Source organism: Actinoplanes subglobosus (genome assembly GCF_042650585.1).
Taxonomy (GTDB): Bacteria; Actinomycetota; Actinomycetes; order Mycobacteriales; family Micromonosporaceae; genus Actinoplanes; species Actinoplanes subglobosus.
The window spans coordinates 703,633-721,628 of record NZ_JBHSBL010000017.1 but is presented as its reverse complement, the minus strand read 5'-3'; the positions used below and the strand labels follow the sequence as shown (position 1 = coordinate 721,628).

The 17,996-nt window shown below is 68.4% G+C and carries 15 protein-coding genes and 1 pseudogene; 7 read left to right on the top strand and 9 right to left on the bottom strand.

What is annotated here, in order from left to right:
• The first annotated feature begins 4 nt into the window (after nt 1–4).
• Nucleotides 5–562: a GtrA family protein gene (locus ACFO0C_RS21300; RefSeq protein WP_378068389.1), complete on the top strand. Its 558-nt coding sequence runs from the start codon at nt 5–7 to the stop codon at nt 560–562.
• On the opposite strand, the gene ACFO0C_RS21295 is transcribed toward ACFO0C_RS21300, so the two are convergent.
• From ACFO0C_RS21295 to ACFO0C_RS21285, 3 genes are read right to left on the bottom strand one after another with little or no spacing between them, the layout of a single operon-like run.
• The gene (locus ACFO0C_RS21295) at nt 526–1,080 is read right to left on the bottom strand and encodes a PH domain-containing protein (RefSeq protein ID WP_378068388.1); all 555 of its coding nucleotides are present in this window, start codon (nt 1,078–1,080) and stop codon (nt 526–528) included. The two genes, ACFO0C_RS21300 and ACFO0C_RS21295, sit on opposite strands and share 37 nt — an antisense overlap.
• A gap of 4 nt (nt 1,081–1,084) precedes the next feature.
• On the bottom strand, nt 1,085–1,906 hold the full coding sequence (locus ACFO0C_RS21290; RefSeq protein ID WP_378068387.1) for a biotin--[acetyl-CoA-carboxylase] ligase: 822 nt from the start codon (nt 1,904–1,906) through the stop codon (nt 1,085–1,087).
• Nucleotides 1,907–1,928: 22 nt separating this feature from the next.
• A complete protein-coding gene (locus tag ACFO0C_RS21285; RefSeq protein ID WP_378068386.1) occupies nt 1,929–2,720 on the bottom strand; it encodes a hypothetical protein in 792 nt (263 codons plus the stop codon).
• 124 nt (nt 2,721–2,844) lie between these two features.
• Between ACFO0C_RS21285 and ACFO0C_RS21280 the strand changes: the two genes are divergently transcribed.
• The gene (locus ACFO0C_RS21280; protein WP_378068385.1) at nt 2,845–4,407 is read left to right on the top strand and encodes an acyl-CoA carboxylase subunit beta; all 1,563 of its coding nucleotides are present in this window, start codon (nt 2,845–2,847) and stop codon (nt 4,405–4,407) included.
• Here the strand turns inward: ACFO0C_RS21280 and ACFO0C_RS21275 are convergent.
• The 3 genes and pseudogenes from ACFO0C_RS21275 to ACFO0C_RS49040 form a co-directional block, all read right to left on the bottom strand.
• Nucleotides 4,404–5,147 carry a M50 family metallopeptidase gene (locus tag ACFO0C_RS21275; protein WP_378068384.1) on the bottom strand — a complete coding sequence of 248 codons (744 nt, stop codon included), beginning with the start codon at nt 5,145–5,147 and terminating at the stop codon, nt 4,404–4,406. The genes ACFO0C_RS21280 and ACFO0C_RS21275 overlap by 4 nt on opposite strands.
• Nucleotides 5,148–5,170: 23 nt before the next feature.
• A complete protein-coding gene (locus ACFO0C_RS21270) occupies nt 5,171–5,389 on the bottom strand; it encodes a hypothetical protein (protein WP_378068383.1) in 219 nt (72 codons plus the stop codon).
• A gap of 1,378 nt (nt 5,390–6,767) precedes the next feature.
• Nucleotides 6,768–8,057: pseudogene (locus ACFO0C_RS49040) on the bottom strand (protein kinase domain-containing protein); the annotation flags it as partial.
• A 101-nt stretch (nt 8,058–8,158) separates the two neighbouring features.
• Between ACFO0C_RS49040 and ACFO0C_RS21260 the strand changes: the two are divergent.
• The 5 genes from ACFO0C_RS21260 (at nt 8,159) to ACFO0C_RS21240 (ending at nt 14,482) form a co-directional block, all read left to right on the top strand.
• Nucleotides 8,159–8,356, top strand: coding sequence for an acyl-CoA carboxylase subunit epsilon (locus ACFO0C_RS21260; RefSeq protein ID WP_378068381.1), 198 nt, complete (start codon nt 8,159–8,161; stop codon nt 8,354–8,356).
• 86 nt (nt 8,357–8,442) lie between these two features.
• Complete coding sequence (locus tag ACFO0C_RS21255) at nt 8,443–8,844, top strand: hypothetical protein (protein ID WP_378068380.1); 402 nt, start codon at nt 8,443–8,445, stop codon at nt 8,842–8,844.
• Between the two features lie 1,319 nt (nt 8,845–10,163).
• Nucleotides 10,164–11,303 carry a S8 family serine peptidase gene (locus ACFO0C_RS21250; protein WP_378068379.1) on the top strand — a complete coding sequence of 380 codons (1,140 nt, stop codon included), beginning with the start codon at nt 10,164–10,166 and terminating at the stop codon, nt 11,301–11,303.
• Between the two features lie 254 nt (nt 11,304–11,557).
• Complete coding sequence (locus ACFO0C_RS21245) at nt 11,558–12,172, top strand: Maf family protein (protein ID WP_378068378.1); 615 nt, start codon at nt 11,558–11,560, stop codon at nt 12,170–12,172.
• A 564-nt stretch (nt 12,173–12,736) separates the two neighbouring features.
• Nucleotides 12,737–14,482, top strand: a complete 1,746-nt coding sequence (locus ACFO0C_RS21240; RefSeq protein ID WP_378068377.1) for an acetyl/propionyl/methylcrotonyl-CoA carboxylase subunit alpha — start codon at nt 12,737–12,739, stop codon at nt 14,480–14,482.
• A gap of 16 nt (nt 14,483–14,498) precedes the next feature.
• Here the strand turns inward: ACFO0C_RS21240 and ACFO0C_RS21235 are convergent, their stop codons facing one another.
• Genes ACFO0C_RS21235 through ACFO0C_RS21225 form a run of 3 tightly spaced genes read right to left on the bottom strand, consistent with a single transcriptional unit; the run spans nt 14,499 to nt 17,863 of the window.
• Nucleotides 14,499–15,365 carry a transglutaminase family protein gene (locus tag ACFO0C_RS21235; protein ID WP_378068376.1) on the bottom strand — a complete coding sequence of 289 codons (867 nt, stop codon included), beginning with the start codon at nt 15,363–15,365 and terminating at the stop codon, nt 14,499–14,501.
• Nucleotides 15,362–16,300 carry an alpha-E domain-containing protein gene (locus ACFO0C_RS21230; RefSeq protein ID WP_378068375.1) on the bottom strand — a complete coding sequence of 313 codons (939 nt, stop codon included), beginning with the start codon at nt 16,298–16,300 and terminating at the stop codon, nt 15,362–15,364. The genes ACFO0C_RS21235 and ACFO0C_RS21230 overlap by 4 nt, the downstream gene beginning before the upstream one ends.
• 12 nt (nt 16,301–16,312) lie before the next feature.
• Nucleotides 16,313–17,863, bottom strand: coding sequence for a circularly permuted type 2 ATP-grasp protein (locus ACFO0C_RS21225; protein ID WP_378068374.1), 1,551 nt, complete (start codon nt 17,861–17,863; stop codon nt 16,313–16,315).
• Between the last annotated feature and the right edge of the window lie 133 nt (nt 17,864–17,996).

The window sequence follows — 17,996 nt, the reverse complement described above, 5'->3', positions numbered from 1 at the left end:
CCCAATGCCCTCAGCCAGCATGCTGACGGAACGCCTCCGCCGGCTCGCCCCCGAAGCCTTCGCCTTCGGCATCATCGGCGCCGGCAACACCCTGCTCTATCTCGCGATCTACTGGGTGGCGATGCCGATCGGGCCGGTGAAGGCGAGTGTCCTCGCCACGGTCATCACCACCACCCTGGCGTACGTGGCGAACCGCTACTGGACCTACCGCCACCACACCCGGACCGCCCTCCGCCGGGAGTACACGCTGTTCTTCGGCTTCAATCTGGTCGGCATGGTCATCCAGTCGGGCATGACCTACCTCGGCAAGTACGGGTTCGGCCTCTCCGAGCACGACGACAAGTTCCTGCTGCTCGGCATGACGACCCTCGGTATCGGCATCGCCACGATCTTCCGCTTCTGGGCGTACCGGACGTTCGTCTTCCTGAAGCCGCCGGTCGACGGTCACGAGGGCGCCATCACCGACATGGACGCGACCGCCGGGTTCGCCGAGCTGAGCGCGATCGACGAGCCGGGCAGCGTGGCTCACCTGGATCTGCGGCCGGAGCTCGACCCCCGCTGAGGCTCCTCCTCTTCCTCCTCGTCCTCGACAGGAGCCGGGGCCAGCTCGATCAGCTCGTAGAGGGTGCTCTGCACCAGCTGGGCGGCGGGCACCCCGGCCAGCACGGCCCGCTGGTCCCCGATCGAGTCGATGGTCAGCGTGCCGCTGCCGAGCAGACGGTCCAGCAGGGACTGGGCCATCGTGTGGTCGTTGACCCGGTTGAGCGGCAGGTCACGGCGCTCCCGGTCGACGATTCCCCGTTGCATGAGCAGCCGCTCGCCGGTCAGCACGTACTCGGTGCAGCGCCAGTCGAGCAGCGGATACATCCCGTACCGGCCGCCGTAGTAGAGCATGATCGCGGCGACCAGCAGCAGGCCGATCCGGCCGCCGTCGGTCGGCGGGAGAAGCACCAGGCCCATGATCAGACCGGCCACGGCCAGCAGCAGTACGACGGCCGGCAGCACCACTGCCTTCCAGTGCGGACGCAGATGGAGAACGATCTCCTCCTCGTCCGCCAGAACATCCTCCGGGAACGCCACGCCGTCAGCGTACGTGCAGGACATCCCCCGCCGAGACGCGGAAATCGGCGCCTTCCTCCGTACGGATCACCAATTGGCCGTCCCGGTCCACGGCCAGTGCCTCGCCGGAACGCTCACCGCCACCGGGCAGCAGCACCCGCACCCGGCGGCCGATCGTCGCGCAATGCCGCTGGTAGGCGGCGAGCAGGCCGCACATCTCGGCGTCGCCGCCGGCCTCTCGCCACCCCTCGTACCACCGGGCGGTGCTCCGCAGCAGCGCCTTGAGCAAGGGGCTGCGATCCGGCTTGTCGGCGCCGGCCACGAGCAGCGAGGTGGCCGGCACACCGGTCGTCTCGGGCAGCTCGTCGGCGCGGGTGCTGACGTTGAGACCGACGCCGATCACCACGGCGTCACCGGACACCTCGGCCAGGATCCCGGCGCACTTGCGCTCGCCGACGAGCAGGTCGTTGGGCCATTTCAGAGCAGCGTCCACCTCGGCCACCCGGGCCACCGCCTCGACCAGCGCCACCCCCGCGAGCAGCGGCAGCCAGCCGAACGCCGACGCCGGCACACCGGGACCGGGCCGCAGCAGCATGCTGACCGTGAGCCCGGCCCGCGGCGGCGACACCCACTGGCGGTCTCGCCGGCCGCGTCCGGCGACCTGACTCTCGGCCACCACCACGAGACCCTCCGGCTCGCCGGACGCGGCCGCCGCCGCGACGTCGGCGTTCGTCGAGCCGGTCTCCTCCCGCACGTCGATCCTCGACCAGAATCCACCGGGTACGACCAGAGCACGGTTCAGTGCCCGTGTGGACAACGGCGGCCGGTCGAGCTCGGTGTAAGCCATCCCGGCAGCCTAGCCGGGTGAATCAGTGCGGCCCCGCGCTGTGCCTGCTGACATAGGGCCGCGGGCGCGGGCTCGGCCGCTCCTCGGGCTCGTCCTGGACCGGCCGGGGCTGGGCGTCGCGCTCGGCCCACGACTGCGGCAGGTTCACCCGTGGTTCCCGCGGCGGCCATTCCGGCGCCGGGCCGATCGGCGGCACCACCGGCAGGTCGAAGCCGGTCGCGGGCTCGTAGTCGGGCACCGGCGGCAGCGCGGCGATCTCCGGCGGGTCGAAGAGGTCGTCGGGCAGGGGGGTCCAGTAGTCACCGGGCTGCGGCGGGTCGGTGAAACGGCCGCCGTAGCCACCCGGGCTCTCGATGTCGCGCCGCGCCCATGCCGGCCCGTCCGGTTCCGGGTCCCTGCGGCGCCGGCGCGGCGGCCACAGCTCGTCCTCCGGGTAGCCGTTCTCGTAGCCGAGTCGCTCGTCGTCGTCGTACGGCGGCTCGCCCAGATACTCGTCGTCGGCCAGGTCCTCGTCGTCGGCCAGCCCGATCGAGGCCAGCCCGCTGGGGCTCGCCTCGCCGTCCGCCGGCCGGCCGCTGAAGGCGGCTGCCAGCCTGCGCCTGCGCTCGGGCCGGGGCTCTCCGTCACCGCGCGCGGCCGCCTCCACCGTCACCTGCGGTCCGGGCAGGGACCTCGCGGTGGCTTCCGGGCGCCGTCGGCGAGGGGAGTTCGCCCGGCGAGCACCGCCACTGAAGATCACGGTGCGGAAGCTGATCAGTGTGGCGAGGCCGCCTGCGATGAAGGCGAGCCCAGCCGCGGTCATCCAGTTCGTCACGCCGGTAGTAACGAATGGGGCATTGGGTATGAAACGCACGCGTAGCGACGCCCTCCGTGTGCGACGTGGCCCGGTTACGATGCTGATCGTTGCCTTAACGATCGCTCAGAGGGTGGAGACCTTCGTGACGACAGAGCCCGACATCCACACCACCGCCGGCAAGCTGGCCGAACTCGCCCGCCGCACCGACGAGGCCGTGCACGCCGGATCAGCACGCGCCATCGAGAAACAGCACGCCCGCGGCAAGAAGACGGCCCGCGAACGCATCGAGATGCTCCTCGACAAGGACTCCTTCGTCGAGCTCGACGAGCTGGCCCGGCACCGGTCCACCGCCTTCGGCCTGGAGAAGAACCGGCCGTACGGCGACGGCGTCGTCACCGGCCACGGCACCATCGACGGGCGCCAGGTCTGCGTCTTCTCCCAGGACTTCACGGTCTTCGGCGGGTCCCTCGGCGAGGTCTTCGGCGAGAAGATCGTCAAGGTCCTCGACCTGGCCATGAAGATCGGCTGCCCGATCATCGGGATCAACGACTCCGGCGGCGCCCGCATCCAGGAGGGCGTGGTCGCGCTCGGCCTCTACGCCGACATCTTCTTCCGCAACGTCCGGGCCAGCGGCGTCATCCCGCAGATCTCGCTGATCATGGGCCCGTGTGCGGGCGGTGCCGTCTACTCCCCCGCGATCACCGACTTCACCGTCATGGTCGACCAGACGTCGCACATGTTCATCACCGGGCCGGACGTGATCAAGACGGTCACCGGTGAAGAGGTCGGGATGGAGGAGCTCGGCGGGGCGCGTACCCACAACACCCGCAGCGGCAACGCGCACTACCTGGCCAGCGACGAGGACGACGCGATGGAGTACGTTCGCGCGCTGCTCTCCTATCTGCCCAGCAACAACCTCGACGAGCCGATCGTGTTCTCCGCGCTCGAGGAAGGCGCCGACGATCACGCGCTCGACACCCTGATCCCGGACTCGCCGAACCAGCCGTACGACATCAAGAAGGTCGTGGAGACCGTCGTCGACGAGTTCCTCGAGGTCCAGGCGCTCTACGCGCAGAACATCGTGGTCGGCTTCGGCCGTGTCGAGGGCCGGCCGGTCGGGATCGTCGCCAACCAGCCGATGAGCCTCGCCGGCACCCTCGACATCGCCGCGTCCGAGAAGGCCGCCCGCTTCGTGCGCACCTGTGACGCGTTCAACATCCCGGTGCTGACCTTCGTGGACGTGCCCGGCTTCCTGCCCGGCACCGGCCAGGAATGGGACGGCATCATCCGGCGCGGGGCGAAACTGATCTACGCGTACGCGGAGGCAACCGTCCCGAAGGTCACCGTCATCACCCGCAAGGCGTACGGCGGCGCCTACGACGTGATGGGCTCCAAGCACCTCGGCGCCGACGTCAACTTCGCCTGGCCGACCGCGCAGATCGCCGTGATGGGCGCGCAGGGTGCGGTCAACATCCTGTACCGGGGCGACCTGGCCGCCGCGGAGGACCCGGCCCAGCGGCGCACCGAACTCATCCAGGAGTACGAGGACACGCTGGCCAACCCGTACATCGCGGCCGAGCGCGGTTACGTCGACGCGGTCATCCAGCCGTCACAGACCCGCATCCAGGTGACCCGGGCCCTGCGGATGCTACGCACCAAGCGGGAGACCCTGCCCCCGAAGAAGCACGGCAACATCCCGCTCTAGAGGCTCAGTCCGCCCTCGGGCAGCCACTGACCGGCCAGCAGGAACGCGCCGGAGACAAGGGCGATCAGGTTCACGACGAGGAAGACGCCGACCCAGAACAGCGCCGGCAGGTGGGTCAGCCGGGCCAACTGGTCGGCGTCCGAATCGCGCATCCGGCCCCGGCCGCGCAGACTCTGCAGCTCGAAGACCGGGCGGACACCCCCGAAGAGCAGGAACCAGACGCCGGCGTACGCGAAAGCCGCCTGCGTCTCGGGCTCGGCATACCAGGACACGGCGAACACGATCGCGCCCGTGACCAGCAGCGAGATCACCCCGAACAGGTTCCTGATGTTGATCAGCATCAGGAGCAGCAGCGCCACCGCCAGCCACAACAGCAGCGTGATCCGGTTGCCGCCGAGCAGCCACGCACCCAGCACACCCACCAGCGACGGCGCGATGTAGCCGCCGAGCAGGGTCAGGATCATGCCGATGCCGGTCGGACGGCCGGCCGACAGGGTCAGGCCGGACGTGTCGAACTCGAGGCGGATGCCTTTCAGCTTGCGCCCGGTCAGCAGAGCGATCAGCGCGTGACCACCCTCATGGGCGATCGTGACGGCGTTGCGGGCCACCCGCCACACCGGCCGGACCGCCACCGCGAAGAAACCGGCCACCGCTGTGAGCAGCACCAGCATCCCGGGCGGGTCGGGCTGGGCGCCCAACAACTGGTCCCAGAGATCAGTCACACCGTCGATCGACAACACGCCGGGGACTGTAGCCGATCCCGCTATGCGCGTCGCCTGGCCACGGCCTTCACCGGCTCGGGTTCGCGGTTCGCCAGTGACCTGGCGGCGTACACACCGGCCGTGGCGGTCACCGCCAGAACGGTCAGGACCAGCATCAGAGCGAGCAGACCGGTGGACGCCACGATGATCGCGACATCAGCCGCGGCCACCAGCATCCACAGTGCGATCGTCGGCTTACTGCCGTGCCGTCGGCAGCTCATGGTGTACCTCCATCCGTGATGCTGGATAACTACCCAACATCACGGATCCCACTCACTTCGCCTTGAATCCCTGGAAGACCTTCTCCCGGTCGGCCTTCGCGGCCTCCCAGTCGTCGGCCACCGTGTACCAGGTCAGCACGTAGGTCTGGTTCTTCACGACGAAGACCCGGCGCAGCACGCGCTGCTGGGTGCCGCCGCTCGCGCTGCGGTAATACTCCAGGTCGGCCGCCGGCACGCCGTTGAAGTCGACCTGCGTGGGGCCGACCTTCCGGTAGCCGGTGTTGCCGTCACTCCTCAGATACTCGACCGGGTCGTTCTTACCGGGCACGAGGTCGATACGGATCTGCCGGCCATTGCCCCAGTCGAGGGTCGTCCCGGTACCGCCGCCACCGCCCGACACACTCTCCGGAACCCAGAAGCTGTAGCCGCTGCCGTTGTAGACACGCCAGCCCGCCGGAATCTCCGAACTGGGTGACGGCGGCGCCGAAGTCGGCTTGACCGGGCTCGGAGACGAAACGTCGCTCGGCTTCGGGGCCTCCGACTTGCCTCCGCCCGGCACCACCGGGGCCGACGCGCCGGGGCCGGCCTGCGTCACGTCCTTGCCGGGCGTGTCGTCATCGCCGAACGCCTGCACCACGATGATGCCGACGAGCAGCAGGAACGTCAGGACGATGCCCAAGCCGATGGCGGCCTGGCGGCGGGTCAGCGTCGTGCCGAGAATCGTTATCCCACCGGTACGGCGAGCGACCGGCCGCATCTGCATGGGCGTCCACGCCGGACGGCTCGGCCGGGAGAACCCGGGCTCCGTGGTGAGGTCGCCGACCACCTGCGTGGCGGGCTCGGTGGCGGTGACGATCCGTCGGCGCGGCGGCATGGCGACCACCGACGTCTTGTCGTCGTCGGTTGCGGCCGGCCGTGGTCGTGCCGCCGGCAGGAGCAGTGACGTCTTCTCGGCGGGCGCGGCGACCACCGACGTCCTGTCGTCGGCCACCTCCTCCACCTCGTCCGCCTTGTCGGCCGCTTCCGCCGCCCCGGCCTCCTCCGGCGTCTCCGCCTTCTCCTCGGCGGCGTCCGGTGCGGGCTGCTCCACCGGCTCGTCGACCGTCTCGGGCTCGGCGGTGGCCGTCTCCGGCTCGTCGGCCTCTGTGGTCTTCGTCACCTCGACGGCTTCCGCGTCGGCCGGCTTCTCCTCAGTGACCGGCTTCTCCGCCGGCATCACGGTGGTGGCCTGGGCCTCGCCGTCCTTGTCGGCCTCGGCCGGGGCGTTGCGCGGGGTCACCACGGGGAACCCGGACGTCGCCTGCGCGAGGGAACGCTCGTGCTCGGGGGCGGCCTGCTTACGCCGATTGGCGGCCACGTCGGCGGCGGTGAACCCGGTACGCAACGCGTTGGTGGGCGCGTTGCTGCCGGCGGCCTCCTCGGGGGCGGGCTTCGACGTGGACGGCTGACCTGCGGGAACCACACCCGGACGGGAGCTCTGCAGCCCGCTGGGACGCGAGGATCGCGCCTCGCCGGATGGGGGCGCGTCACCCGTACCAGAAAGATCGTCCTTGACCGGGGGTGTGTCGAGGCGCGTCGGGTCGAGGGGCTGGCCGCCGCGTCGCGGTGCCTCCGGCGGTGTGCCGCCGACCTGGGCCTTGCCCGCGGCGAAATGCGGAGGGCGGCCCTCGGCGGGTTTCGCCACCGGTGGGCGCGGATTCGGTACGACCGGGGCCGAACCCGTCGCGGTCGCCCACCCGGAACCGGGCAGAACCGGCGGGCCACCCGGACCGCTCGGCAGCGAGGGCCGCTCCCGGCCCACGCCCGGCCGGCGCATCGTCGGGCTCATCGGGAACGTGATCTTGCCGCGGCGGCCGGCGGCCCGCGACAGCAGCCGCTCCGCCTCCTCCGCGTTGATGCGGTGCGCCGGATCCTTGCGCAACAGGCCGTTGAGCACCGGTTTCAACGGCCCCGCATTACGTGCGACCGGCACGTTCTCGGTCGCCAGCGCGGCCAGCGTGGCGATCGCCGACGGGCGCGCGAACGGCGACGCACCCTCCACAGCGGCGTAGAGGGTGGCACCCAGCGACCACAGATCGGCGGCCGGACCGGCCGTGCCGTCCCGCGCACGCTCCGGCGCGATGTAGGCCGGCGAGCCGAGCACCAGACCCGTCCGTGTCACATTCGGATCACCCGGGACGGTGGCCAGGCCGAAGTCGGTGAGCACCACGCGCCCGTCGGCACCGAGCAGGACGTTGCCCGGCTTGACGTCACGGTGCATCACACCGTTGCGGTGCGCGGCACGCAGGGCGTTGAGCACACCCAGGCCGATCTCGGCGGTGCGCAGCGCGTTGAACGGCCCGTCCGCGGCCAGGGTGTCCTGGAGAGAACGCGAGGCCACGTACTCCATGACGATCCACGGGTCGGCGTCGGTGGAGAGCACGTCGAAGACGCGCACCACGTTGATGTTGTTAAGACGGGCGATGGCGCGCGCCTCGCGAAGGGAGCGCTCACGCATCTCCTGCCGCTCGCCTGGGGTCAGCCCCGGGGGCGGCACGAGTTCCTTGATCGCCACTTCTCGGTGCAGGACGACATCGGTCGCCCGCCAGACACGTCCCATCCCGCCCTGACCGAGCGGCGCGATGAGCCGGTACCGATCAGCGACAACGAGAGGGGGAGAAGAAGACATCACGCAGAAAATACCTGGTTCTGTCGAGCGGCCGCGAATTGATCAGCCGAGTGTGGGACACGTGTCACCGGATCTCCGGCCCTACGTCGTACGCTCGGTTGATGAATGAGGAACCGCTGGTCAGCGTCGTACGGGGAAGCCTAGACGATCATGAGGTGGCGGCGCTGGCCGCCATCCTGGCATCTCGATCCACTTCGGTCAATTACCCCACGCCGCCCCAAGCCCCCTCAGACTGGCTCCTCTCCTCCCGGCCCGGAGCCCACCCCCGCACCTGGCGAACGGCGGGGTTGCCGCGCTGAACGGCCATCCACAGGGGGCGGTAGCCGACGCGAGGATTCGATAACCTCCAAGAGTCATTCGCCGTCTGTCGATGGGAGGCTCGCCGATGCCTATAGACAACGAGCCTGTGTACCGGAGCTCGGTCGACAACTACGACCTCACCGACATCGATGGGATCGAGGCGGACATCGCGGCCATGGAGGAGTTCGCCGCAGGCCTTCGGGCCGACCTCGAACAGAACTACATGCCCCACGCCGACCGCGCCGCTGCCAACATGCTCGCTGAACTCCCGACCAACGGCGAGTTCTACGAGCTGTACCTGTTCCTCGGGGCACACCGACAGGTCCAAGACGCGACCTTCCGGAACGTCGACTCCTACATCGCTGGGACCTACCAGTTCGCCACATCAGCAGAAGAGATCAGCGCGAAGTATCGCGGCGCCGACGCCTTCTCCCGGGCCAAACTTTCCGACGTTCAGGCCGCCTTCGAGGGGAACGGGACGCTCTGATGGTGCAGTGGGATGGCGGCGGGGGCGGCGACCGTTCGGCGAGGTTCTCCTACATGCAGGTCCCAGACCTGTGGGGCATGCTCCAGTACCACGACAACCTGCCGCATCAGCAAGCCATGCAGGGATGGCGTCAGTCCTACGAGCTTGTCCTGATGCATCGAACGCAGGTAGAGAAGTATAAGGAGAAGTTGATCACAGCTTGGCCGCCTGAACGCAACAAAGCATCCCGCAACTACGTCGATCGTCTTGACAATCTCATAGAGAGTCTTACTGAGACGTACGAGGCTGCGATTGCCAATCACACGGCTTATACAGCGGCCATCGCCGCCGTGGACGACGCCAAGCGAAAGATGGAAGCAATCCATCAGGAACACGCTGCCAACACGCAGAAACTTGCGGCCTACGAACAAGAGATGCGCGATCGGCCCCGAGCCTACGGAAAGGCTGTCGCGCCTCCACCCCCGCCGTCTCCGATTGCGGCAGGTCGGCAGGAGGAGTTGCAGATACAGGCGGCGAAGCTCATGACTGGGTTGACCGCCGAACTCGCAACCGCTCAGACATCCCTCACCACCCCAAGGCCATACAACCCGAACATAATTCGCGACGACGCCAATGAAATTTTAGGCCCAGGCGGCGCCAGTCCTATAGTTCCCACTGGCTTGGGATCCCCTGGGCGATCAACTGCATCCGCCAATACAGGTAGGGCGAGAAGCACCACTGTCAGCACGCCCGGTACCACTCCCGGCCAAGGGACTGGCAAGCCCGAGCAGCCCTCGCCGGAGAAAAAGCCGTCAAGCGGGCCTATTCTGGGCGGAACTAAGCAGCCGCTGAAGCCTTCGCCGAGCCTCGGGAGCACCCCGCAAACACCGTCTACTTTTACGCCAGCTCCCGGCTCACCTGACTCAACGAATTTCACGCCTACCCAAAACACGTCTCCTACAACAACTCCACGAACCCCGACAACGGCTAATCCCCCCATAGGCACGGCCCCGCCCTCATCAGGAAGTAGAGGAATATCACCCCTTAATGGAGGAGTGATTGGCGGCTCCCCCCCAATTAGCGGAACGCCATCGGGACGCGCCGGACAACTGGGAGGATCGGCGCGCGGCAGCCTGCGAACAAATCCGATTGGCGGCCTTATTGGGCAGGAGTCAATTACCAGGCCGACGCAACGCCTAACATCGAAAACCGACGAAGATCAACGCTCCAAACGCTGGGATCCGGACAACCCGTGGGAGACAGGAGTAGGGATGGAACCCATCCTACTCCCATCTGCAGAACAGCGCATTGACCCCGGCCCCACCATTGGCGGCCGATAGGTGACCATCTCCAGAAAGTCAGCGACGCTCGTTATCATCGCAGTCGCTGTAACGCTTTGTCCATCAACCCCTGCATTTGCAGATAAGGTTCGAGATGAGCAATGGTTCGTCGATTATCTAGATCTAGCGCAAGCGCATCGTATAACCCAAGGATCCGGCGTATCCGTTGCAGTTGTCGACACCGGCATTTCGCCACACCGTGACCTTTCACAAAATCTACGGAGGGGAACCGATACTAGCCCAGGCGGCGACGGCACAGGGAGGAACGATGAAAATGGTCACGGAACAAGGATGGCTGGACTCATCGCCGCACACGGACACGAAGCAGGTAACGGCGCAATCGGAATTGCACCCAAAGCCTCGCTTATTCCCGTCCGAGCGGCCGGAAAGAAGCCAAATGGCTTGGGTATACCTGCCGGAATTAAATGGGCCGCCACGCACGATGCAGATGTAATTAATGTTTCCGGATCCGTCGCCCGCTCTCGCGAACTTAACGAGGCCGTAGCCGAGGCGGTCCGATCAGACGCCGTTGTCGTAGCAGCATCTGGAAACAAGTCTGAAGACCCATCAATAGCCAACCCCGCAGAGATGACGGATGTACTTGCCGTCGGCGCAGTGGGGCGAGACGGAAATGTAGCCGATTTTTCAGTTACAGATCCAAAGGTGGAAATCTGCGCCCCAGGCGTTGATATGGTTACAACCGACCTCGAAAATAAGTACGCTAAAGGCCGAGGCACATCCCAGGCAACGGCGATTGTTTCGGGGGCGGCTGCGCTGGTTCGGGCTAAGTTTCCTAGCCTTTCTGCGCCTGAAGTTATTCATCGACTTACCTCGACTGCCGATGACAACGGGCCACCGGGGCGGGATGACGAGTGTGGGTATGGGGTTCTCAACATCGTCAAGGCTTTGACTGCTGACGTGCCCCCACTCGATCCTTCCGGAACGGCGGCGCCGGCTACTACCGGAACTTCTACGGCTGGGGTTTCTGCACCTTCGGGGGGCGGCGCCTCAACGGATGCGGCCTTGCCGAAACACTCTGGCTCCAATCTTTCACTCATTGCTGGGATCGGGGCGGTGGTCATCGCCGTCGGAGTAGTTCTCGCCGTTCTTGTTCGGCGGCGGCGACGGGACGCCTCCTGAGTTCTGTCCCTCACCGTGTACGGACCCGCCGGCAATCTCCCTGGCTGGGCCACGAGCAAGCAGCGCACGCGGGAATACAGCGGCGGGAACTCGCCGGATGCTCGGGAGATCACAGCGGCGGAAGTGTGGAGGCCACGGCGGGAATGCCTACTTAGAGGCGATGAGCCTCGGAGCAGGGGTTCGGTGGAGAACGTGGCTGAAACACGCCGGTTGCTCGCGGTTTTACATCGCTGGGGCTTGTAGGCTCGTTTGTCGTGCAGACCGACATCGCTTATCGCCTGATTCTCGCCTCGGCCAGCCCTGCGCGGCGGGCTCTGCTCACCGGGGCCGGGATCGATGCTGAGGTGATCGTCAGTGGCGTGGACGAGAGTGTCGTGGAGGCTGATGACGCCTACACGACCAGTCTTGCCCTTGCCCGGATGAAGGCACGGACGGTGGCCGCCAATCTTCCGGCGGATCCGGCCGCTCTGGTGCTCGGGTGTGATTCGGTGCTGGCGTTCGAGGGTGAGGTGTTCGGGAAGCCTGCCAACGCTGACGAAGCGGTCAAGCGGTGGATGGCGATGCGCGGCAAGTCGGGGGTGCTGCACACGGGGCATCATCTGACCGGGCTGGTCAGTGGGCTTCAGGCCGAGGCCGTCGGCACCACCACCGTGCATTTCGCTGATGTCACCGATGCTGAGATCGAGGCCTATGTGACGTCTGGCGAACCGCTTCAGGTGGCGGGGGCGTTTACGCTGGACGGGCGCGGTGGGGCATTCGTCGAACGGATCGAGGGTGACCCGGGCAACGTGATCGGGCTGTCGCTGCCGTTGCTGCGTCGTCTTCTAGCTGACATGAGCGTTCCGATCACCTCCCTCTGGCGGCGCTGACTCCGCCTCCTCGGGCGGCTACAGCACCCACAACAGGATCCGGGTGGCCTCGCCGCCGCCATGAGGGCAGCGAGCGCACCCAGATCGCACTCTGGGCTGTCCCACCGCGCCCACACGGCCGGACGCGGAGGCCGACGCGGGCTCGGCGACCGGCCACCCGGCGTTCGGGCGCGCTGACCACCCAGGTAACAACCGGACACGGCGACCGACCCCCGCCCGAACAGCCGGAGTGCGGTAACCGAGCCACCAACCAGGCACGATGGCCAAGACCGCCACCCAATCAACCAAGCACGGTAAGCCAGCCGCCATAGGTAGCCCGGGGGGCAGTGACGGGTGTTGGGAATCACGGTTCGGACGATGGGGCCGGAGGAACGGTTCGGTCGGCGACTAGCCTGATCGGCGGGGCGAAGGTGCGGCACACAGCGGTGCCGAGTGAGATCATGCACCGCGCTGGGCGGCCAAAATCGGCGAACCGGGATTAACTTGGCGGCTGAGGGGCGGAGATCCGGATTCGGGAGTATTCATCGGTCCGGAACGACCTGAGTAACCGTTAGGCTCATAGCCGTGCGGAAGATTCTGATCGCCAATCGTGGCGAGATCGCCCTCCGGGTCATCCGGGCCTGCAAGGACGCCGGCCTCACGAGCGTCGCCGTCTACGCCGACAGCGACCGGGACGCGCCACACGCGCGCCTGGCCGACGAGGCCTTCGCGCTGGACGGTGAGACCGCCGCCGAGACCTATCTCCGCATCGACAAGCTGCTCGACGTGGCGAAGCGAAGCGGTGCCGACGCCGTGCATCCGGGCTACGGCTTCCTGTCGGAGAACGCTGAGTTCGCGCAGGCCGTACTCGATGCGGATCTGACCTGGATCGGGCCGACGCCGCAGGCGATCCGCGATCTGGGTGACAAGGTCACCGCGCGGCACATCGCGCAGCGGGCCGGCGCGCCGCTGGTTCCGGGCACCCCTGATCCGGTCGTGGACGCGTCGGAGATCGTGGCGTTCGCCGAGGAGCACGGCCTGCCGGTGGCGATCAAGGCGGCGTTCGGCGGTGGTGGCCGCGGGCTGAAGGTGGCGCGGACGATCGAGGAGATCCCGGCGCTGTTCGAGAGCGCGACGCGGGAGGCGGTGGCCGCGTTCGGGCGTGGCGAGTGTTTCGTGGAGCGCTACCTGGACCGGCCGCGGCATGTGGAGGCGCAGGTTCTGGCCGACACGCACGGCACGGTGGTGGTGGTCGGCACCCGTGACTGCTCGTTGCAGCGCCGCCATCAGAAGCTGGTGGAGGAGGCTCCGGCGCCGTTCCTCTCCGGCGAGCAGCGCCGGAAGATCCACGAGAGCGCGAAGTCGATCTGCCGCGAGGCCGGCTATCACGGCGCGGGCACGGTGGAGTATCTGGTCGGCCAGGACGGGACGATCTCGTTCCTGGAGGTCAACACACGTCTGCAGGTCGAGCACCCGGTGAGCGAGGAGACGGCCGGCATCGATCTGGTGCGGGAGCAGTTCCGGATCGCGGCGGGCGAGGCGCTGCGGTTCACCGAGGATCCGGAGCCGCGTGGTCACGCGATCGAGTTCCGGATCAACGGGGAGGACGCGGGGCGTGGCTTCCTGCCGGCACCTGGCACCGTCGAGCGGCTCGTCTGGCCATCCGGGCCGGGTGTGCGCGTCGACTCGGGTGTCGTCGAGAAGGATGTGATCGGCGGCAACTTCGACTCGATGCTGGCGAAGATCATCGTGACCGGGGCGACGCGGGCGGAGGCGCTGGAGCGGTCGCGGCGTGTGCTGGACGAGACGGTGATCGAGGGTATCGCCACGGTTCTGCCGTTCCACCGGGCGGTGATCCGCGACGAGGCGTTCACCGGCGAGCCGTTCACCGTGCACACCCGCTGGATCGAGACGGAGTGGGTCAACGAGGTCCCGCCGTTCGCGGCGCCGCCGGCGCCGGACGGCGAGAAGGACGAACGCGAGACCGTCGTGGTCGAGGTCGGCGGGCGGCGCATCGAGGTCCGTCTTCCCAAAAACCTCAGCGGCGGTACGGCTACCGCTGCCACACCCAGAAGGACACCGGCTCGCGCCCAGGGTAAAGCGCAGGCGAAGGTGGCCACGGGCGCCCTGACCGCCCCGATGCAGGGCACGATCGTGAAAGTCGCCGTGCAGAACGGTGACGAGGTCGCCGAGGGTGACACGATCGTGGTGATCGAGGCGATGAAGATGGAGCAGCCGTTGCAGGCCCCGAAGGCGGGCACCGTAGCGGGCCTGTCCGTCGAGGCGGGCACCACGGTGACGGCCGGCACCGCGATCTGCGAGATCAACTAGCTACCGGTGAGACCGGCTACCGCAGCCGGGTGATCGTCACCTCGATGCCCTGCCCGGTGCTCTGCGGCCCGGAGTAGATGCCTTTGAGCGGCGGCACGTCGTCGTATTCGCGGCCCCGGCCGACGACGACGTGCCGTTCGCCGACGGGTACCCCGTTCGTCGGGTCGTAGGAGGTCCACCGCCCGGCCCACCACTCCACCCAGGCGTGGCTCTGCCCGACGACGCTCTCCCCGATGGCCGCTGCCGGTTTCGGGTGGAGGTAGCCGGAGACGTACCGGGCGGGCAGCCCCATCTTCCGGAGCATCCCGACGGTCAGGTGGCTGATGTCCTGGCAGACGCCGGAGCGCTGGGCCCAGGCGTGCAGGGCGTCGCTCTGCACGCCGGTGGATCCGGGCACGTAGGCGACCTCGGACCGCACGAACTCGCAGACGGCCATCGCCGCCTCCTGCGGGCTGCCGTGGCGTCCGCGCAGGTCGGCGACGACGGCGTCGAGTTCGTCGTCGAGGCCGGTGCGCCGGGTCGGCAGGATCAGCTCGTACCACCGGTCGGCGTGCCGGGCCACGTCGTCCCAGGACGCGCTGGCGCCGGCCGGGATCCGGTCGCCGGGAGGCAGGGTCTCCACCGTGGACGAGGCGGTGACGGTCAGGGACTCGTGGGCGGCGTGCACGTCGAATGCGGTGACGATCGAACCCCAGTAGTCCTCGTACTTGTAGGTGCGTGCGGGCGGCCACACCTCGACCTTCGCGTCGAGGACGGCCTGCCGGGCCTCGTTGCGGGGCCACATCCGGGCCTCGTTGTAGGACGACGAGACCGGTCCGGCGTACGCGAAACCGCTCTTGTGTTTGATCTTGAGCCGCCAGCTGTCGACGGTGGGTGAACTCATGCCACGGCTCCACTGGTCCAGAGAACGGCCGACGTCTGCCGGAAGTAGCGGCGTGAGACCGCCTCGTTGACCTGGGAACAGGTGCGTTCCAGGCTGGCCAGCACCGGCCCCAGGTCGTTGATCAGCTCGTCGGCGCCGCGGAATTCGAGTCCGGTCCGGGCGCGGCCGACGATGCGCTGCGCGTCGGTGGCCACGCCGGCCCGGCCCGGGTCGGGTTCGAGGTCGGCGAGGCAGCTCTCGGCCGCCGACAGGGCCGCGAAGACCGACCGCGGGAACAGCCGGTCCAGCAGGAGGAACTCGGCCGCGTGCCGGTCGTCGAGCGCCCCGCGGTAGGTACGCAGGAAGGTCTCCCAGGCCCCGCTGGACCGCAACAGCGTCAGCCAGCTGGGGATGCTGCCGCCGGCGCGCTCGTGGGTGCGCAGCAGCCGTGCCGTCATGTCGACGCGTTCCACGTTGCGGCCGAGGACCAGGAACTTCCAGCCCTCGTCGCGGCTCATGGTGGCGTCGGTGAGGCCGGCCATGACCGCGCACCGGTCGCGCACCCAGCGGAAGAACGCGTGCACGCCCTGCTGCTCGACGGTCCGGCGGACGCTGGGCAGCCCGTGGAAGGTCGCGTTGAGGCACTCCCACATCTCCGAGGAGATGATCTCCCGGCAGCCGCGGGCGTTCTCCCGGGCGGCGGCCAGGGCGCCCACCACCGAGCTGGGGTTCCGTTGGTCCAGGCCGAGAAGATCAACGACCCGGCCCGAGGTGTACGGCCCCTCGTGCACCGCCATCCCCATGACCCCGAGCAGCGACCGGACAGCGGTCTCCTCGTTGGTCCACGGGTCGGCGAGGATCCGCTGGAGGTGGACGTCGAGGATGCGCGAGGTGTCCTCGGCCCGCTCGACGTACCGCCCGATCCAGTAGAGGGACTCCGCGATCCGGCTCAGCATGCCCGTACCCCCTTATTGCTGCTGTTGCTCGGCCATGTCGGCGCCACCGGGACCCGGGTCCGGCCGGCCGGCCGCGGCGAGCGGCGCCGGGTCGGCGGGCAGGTGCGGCACCTCGAACGGGATGGTGTCGTCGGGCGAGGCCAGCACCCAGGTGTCCTTGGAGCCGCCGCCCTGACTGGAGTTGACGACGAGCGCGCCCTCGGGCAGCGCGACCCGGGTGAGGCCACCGGGCAGCACCCAGATCTTCTCGCCGTCGTTCACCGCGAACGGCCGCAGATCGACGTGCCGGCCGCGGAGCCGGTCACCGACCAGTGTCGGGACCATGGACAGCTTCACCTCGCGCTGGGCGATCCAGCCGCGCGGGTTGGCGAGCATCTTCTCGCGTACCGCGTCGAGCTCGTGGTTCATCGCCTGGGATCCGATGACGATGCCCGCACCGCCGGCCCCGTCGACGGGTTTCAGGACGAGCTCGCCGATGTGGTCGAGGACGTGTTCCATGACTCCCGGCTCGTCGAGGCGGTACGTGTCGACGTTGGGGATCAGCGGTTCCTCGTTCAGGTAGTACCGGATCAGCTCCGGCACGTACGTGTAGAGGAGTTTGTCGTCGGCGACGCCGTTGCCGACCGCGTTGGCGATCGTGACCCGGCCGGCGCGGGCCGCGTTGAGCAGGCCGGCGACCCCGATCACCGAGTCGGCCCGGAAGTGCACGGGGTCGAGGAAGTCGTCGTCGATGCGCCGGTAGATGACGTCGACCCGCTGCTCGCCGGCGGTGGTGCGCATGGCCACCCCGTTGCCGACGCAGATCAGGTCGCGGCCCTCGACGAGTTCGACGCCCATCTCCCGGGCGATCAGCGAGTGCTCGAAGTAGGCGGAGTTGAAAACGCCGGGGCTGAGCACCACGACGGTCGGGTCGTTGACACCGGCCGGCGCGGCGGCACGCAGGGCCCGCAGCAGCATCGCCGGGTACGACTCGACGGGCAGGATCCGGCTGGCGGCGAACACCTCGGGCAGCACCTGGGCCATGGCCCGGCGGTTCTCCATCACGTAGCTGACCCCGGACGGGATCCGCACGTTGTCCTCGAGCACCCGGAAGGTGCCCTGCTCGTCACGGATCAGGTCGACGCCGGCGACGTGGACGCGGACCCCGTTGGGTGGGTTGATGCCGGCCGCCGCGCGCAGGAAGTGGGCCGAGGTCGCGATGATGCGCCGCGGCACCACGCCGTCGGCGAGGACCTGGCCGGTGCCGTAGACGTCGGCCAGGAACGCCTCCAGGGCCCGGATCCGCTGAGCCACACCCAGCTCGACCGAGCGCCACTCCTGCGCCGCGATGATCCTCGGCACGATGTCCAGGGGAAACGGCCGTTCCACGCCCTTGAGCGCGAAGGTGATGCCCTGGTCCAGGAAGGCCCGGGCCAGTACCTCGGCGCGCACGCCCAGTTCCGCGCTCGACAGTGGCTGCAGTGTCGCGTGCAGCGCCTCGTAGCTCTCCCGGGGCACGCCCAGCTCGGCGAACATCTCGTCCCAGCCGGGGCCGAGGCGGTACTCCTCGAAAAGATCCGCCATGGCTGGAATCTAGGGGCGGTTCGTTGCGCGGGCGTTTCGGCCGTCACAAGTTCGTCTCCTGCGCCGGCCGCCCCCGTGGTGATCAGGGGCGGGCCGCCGATACGGGACCTACCGACGGCCCGCGGCTGCGCGC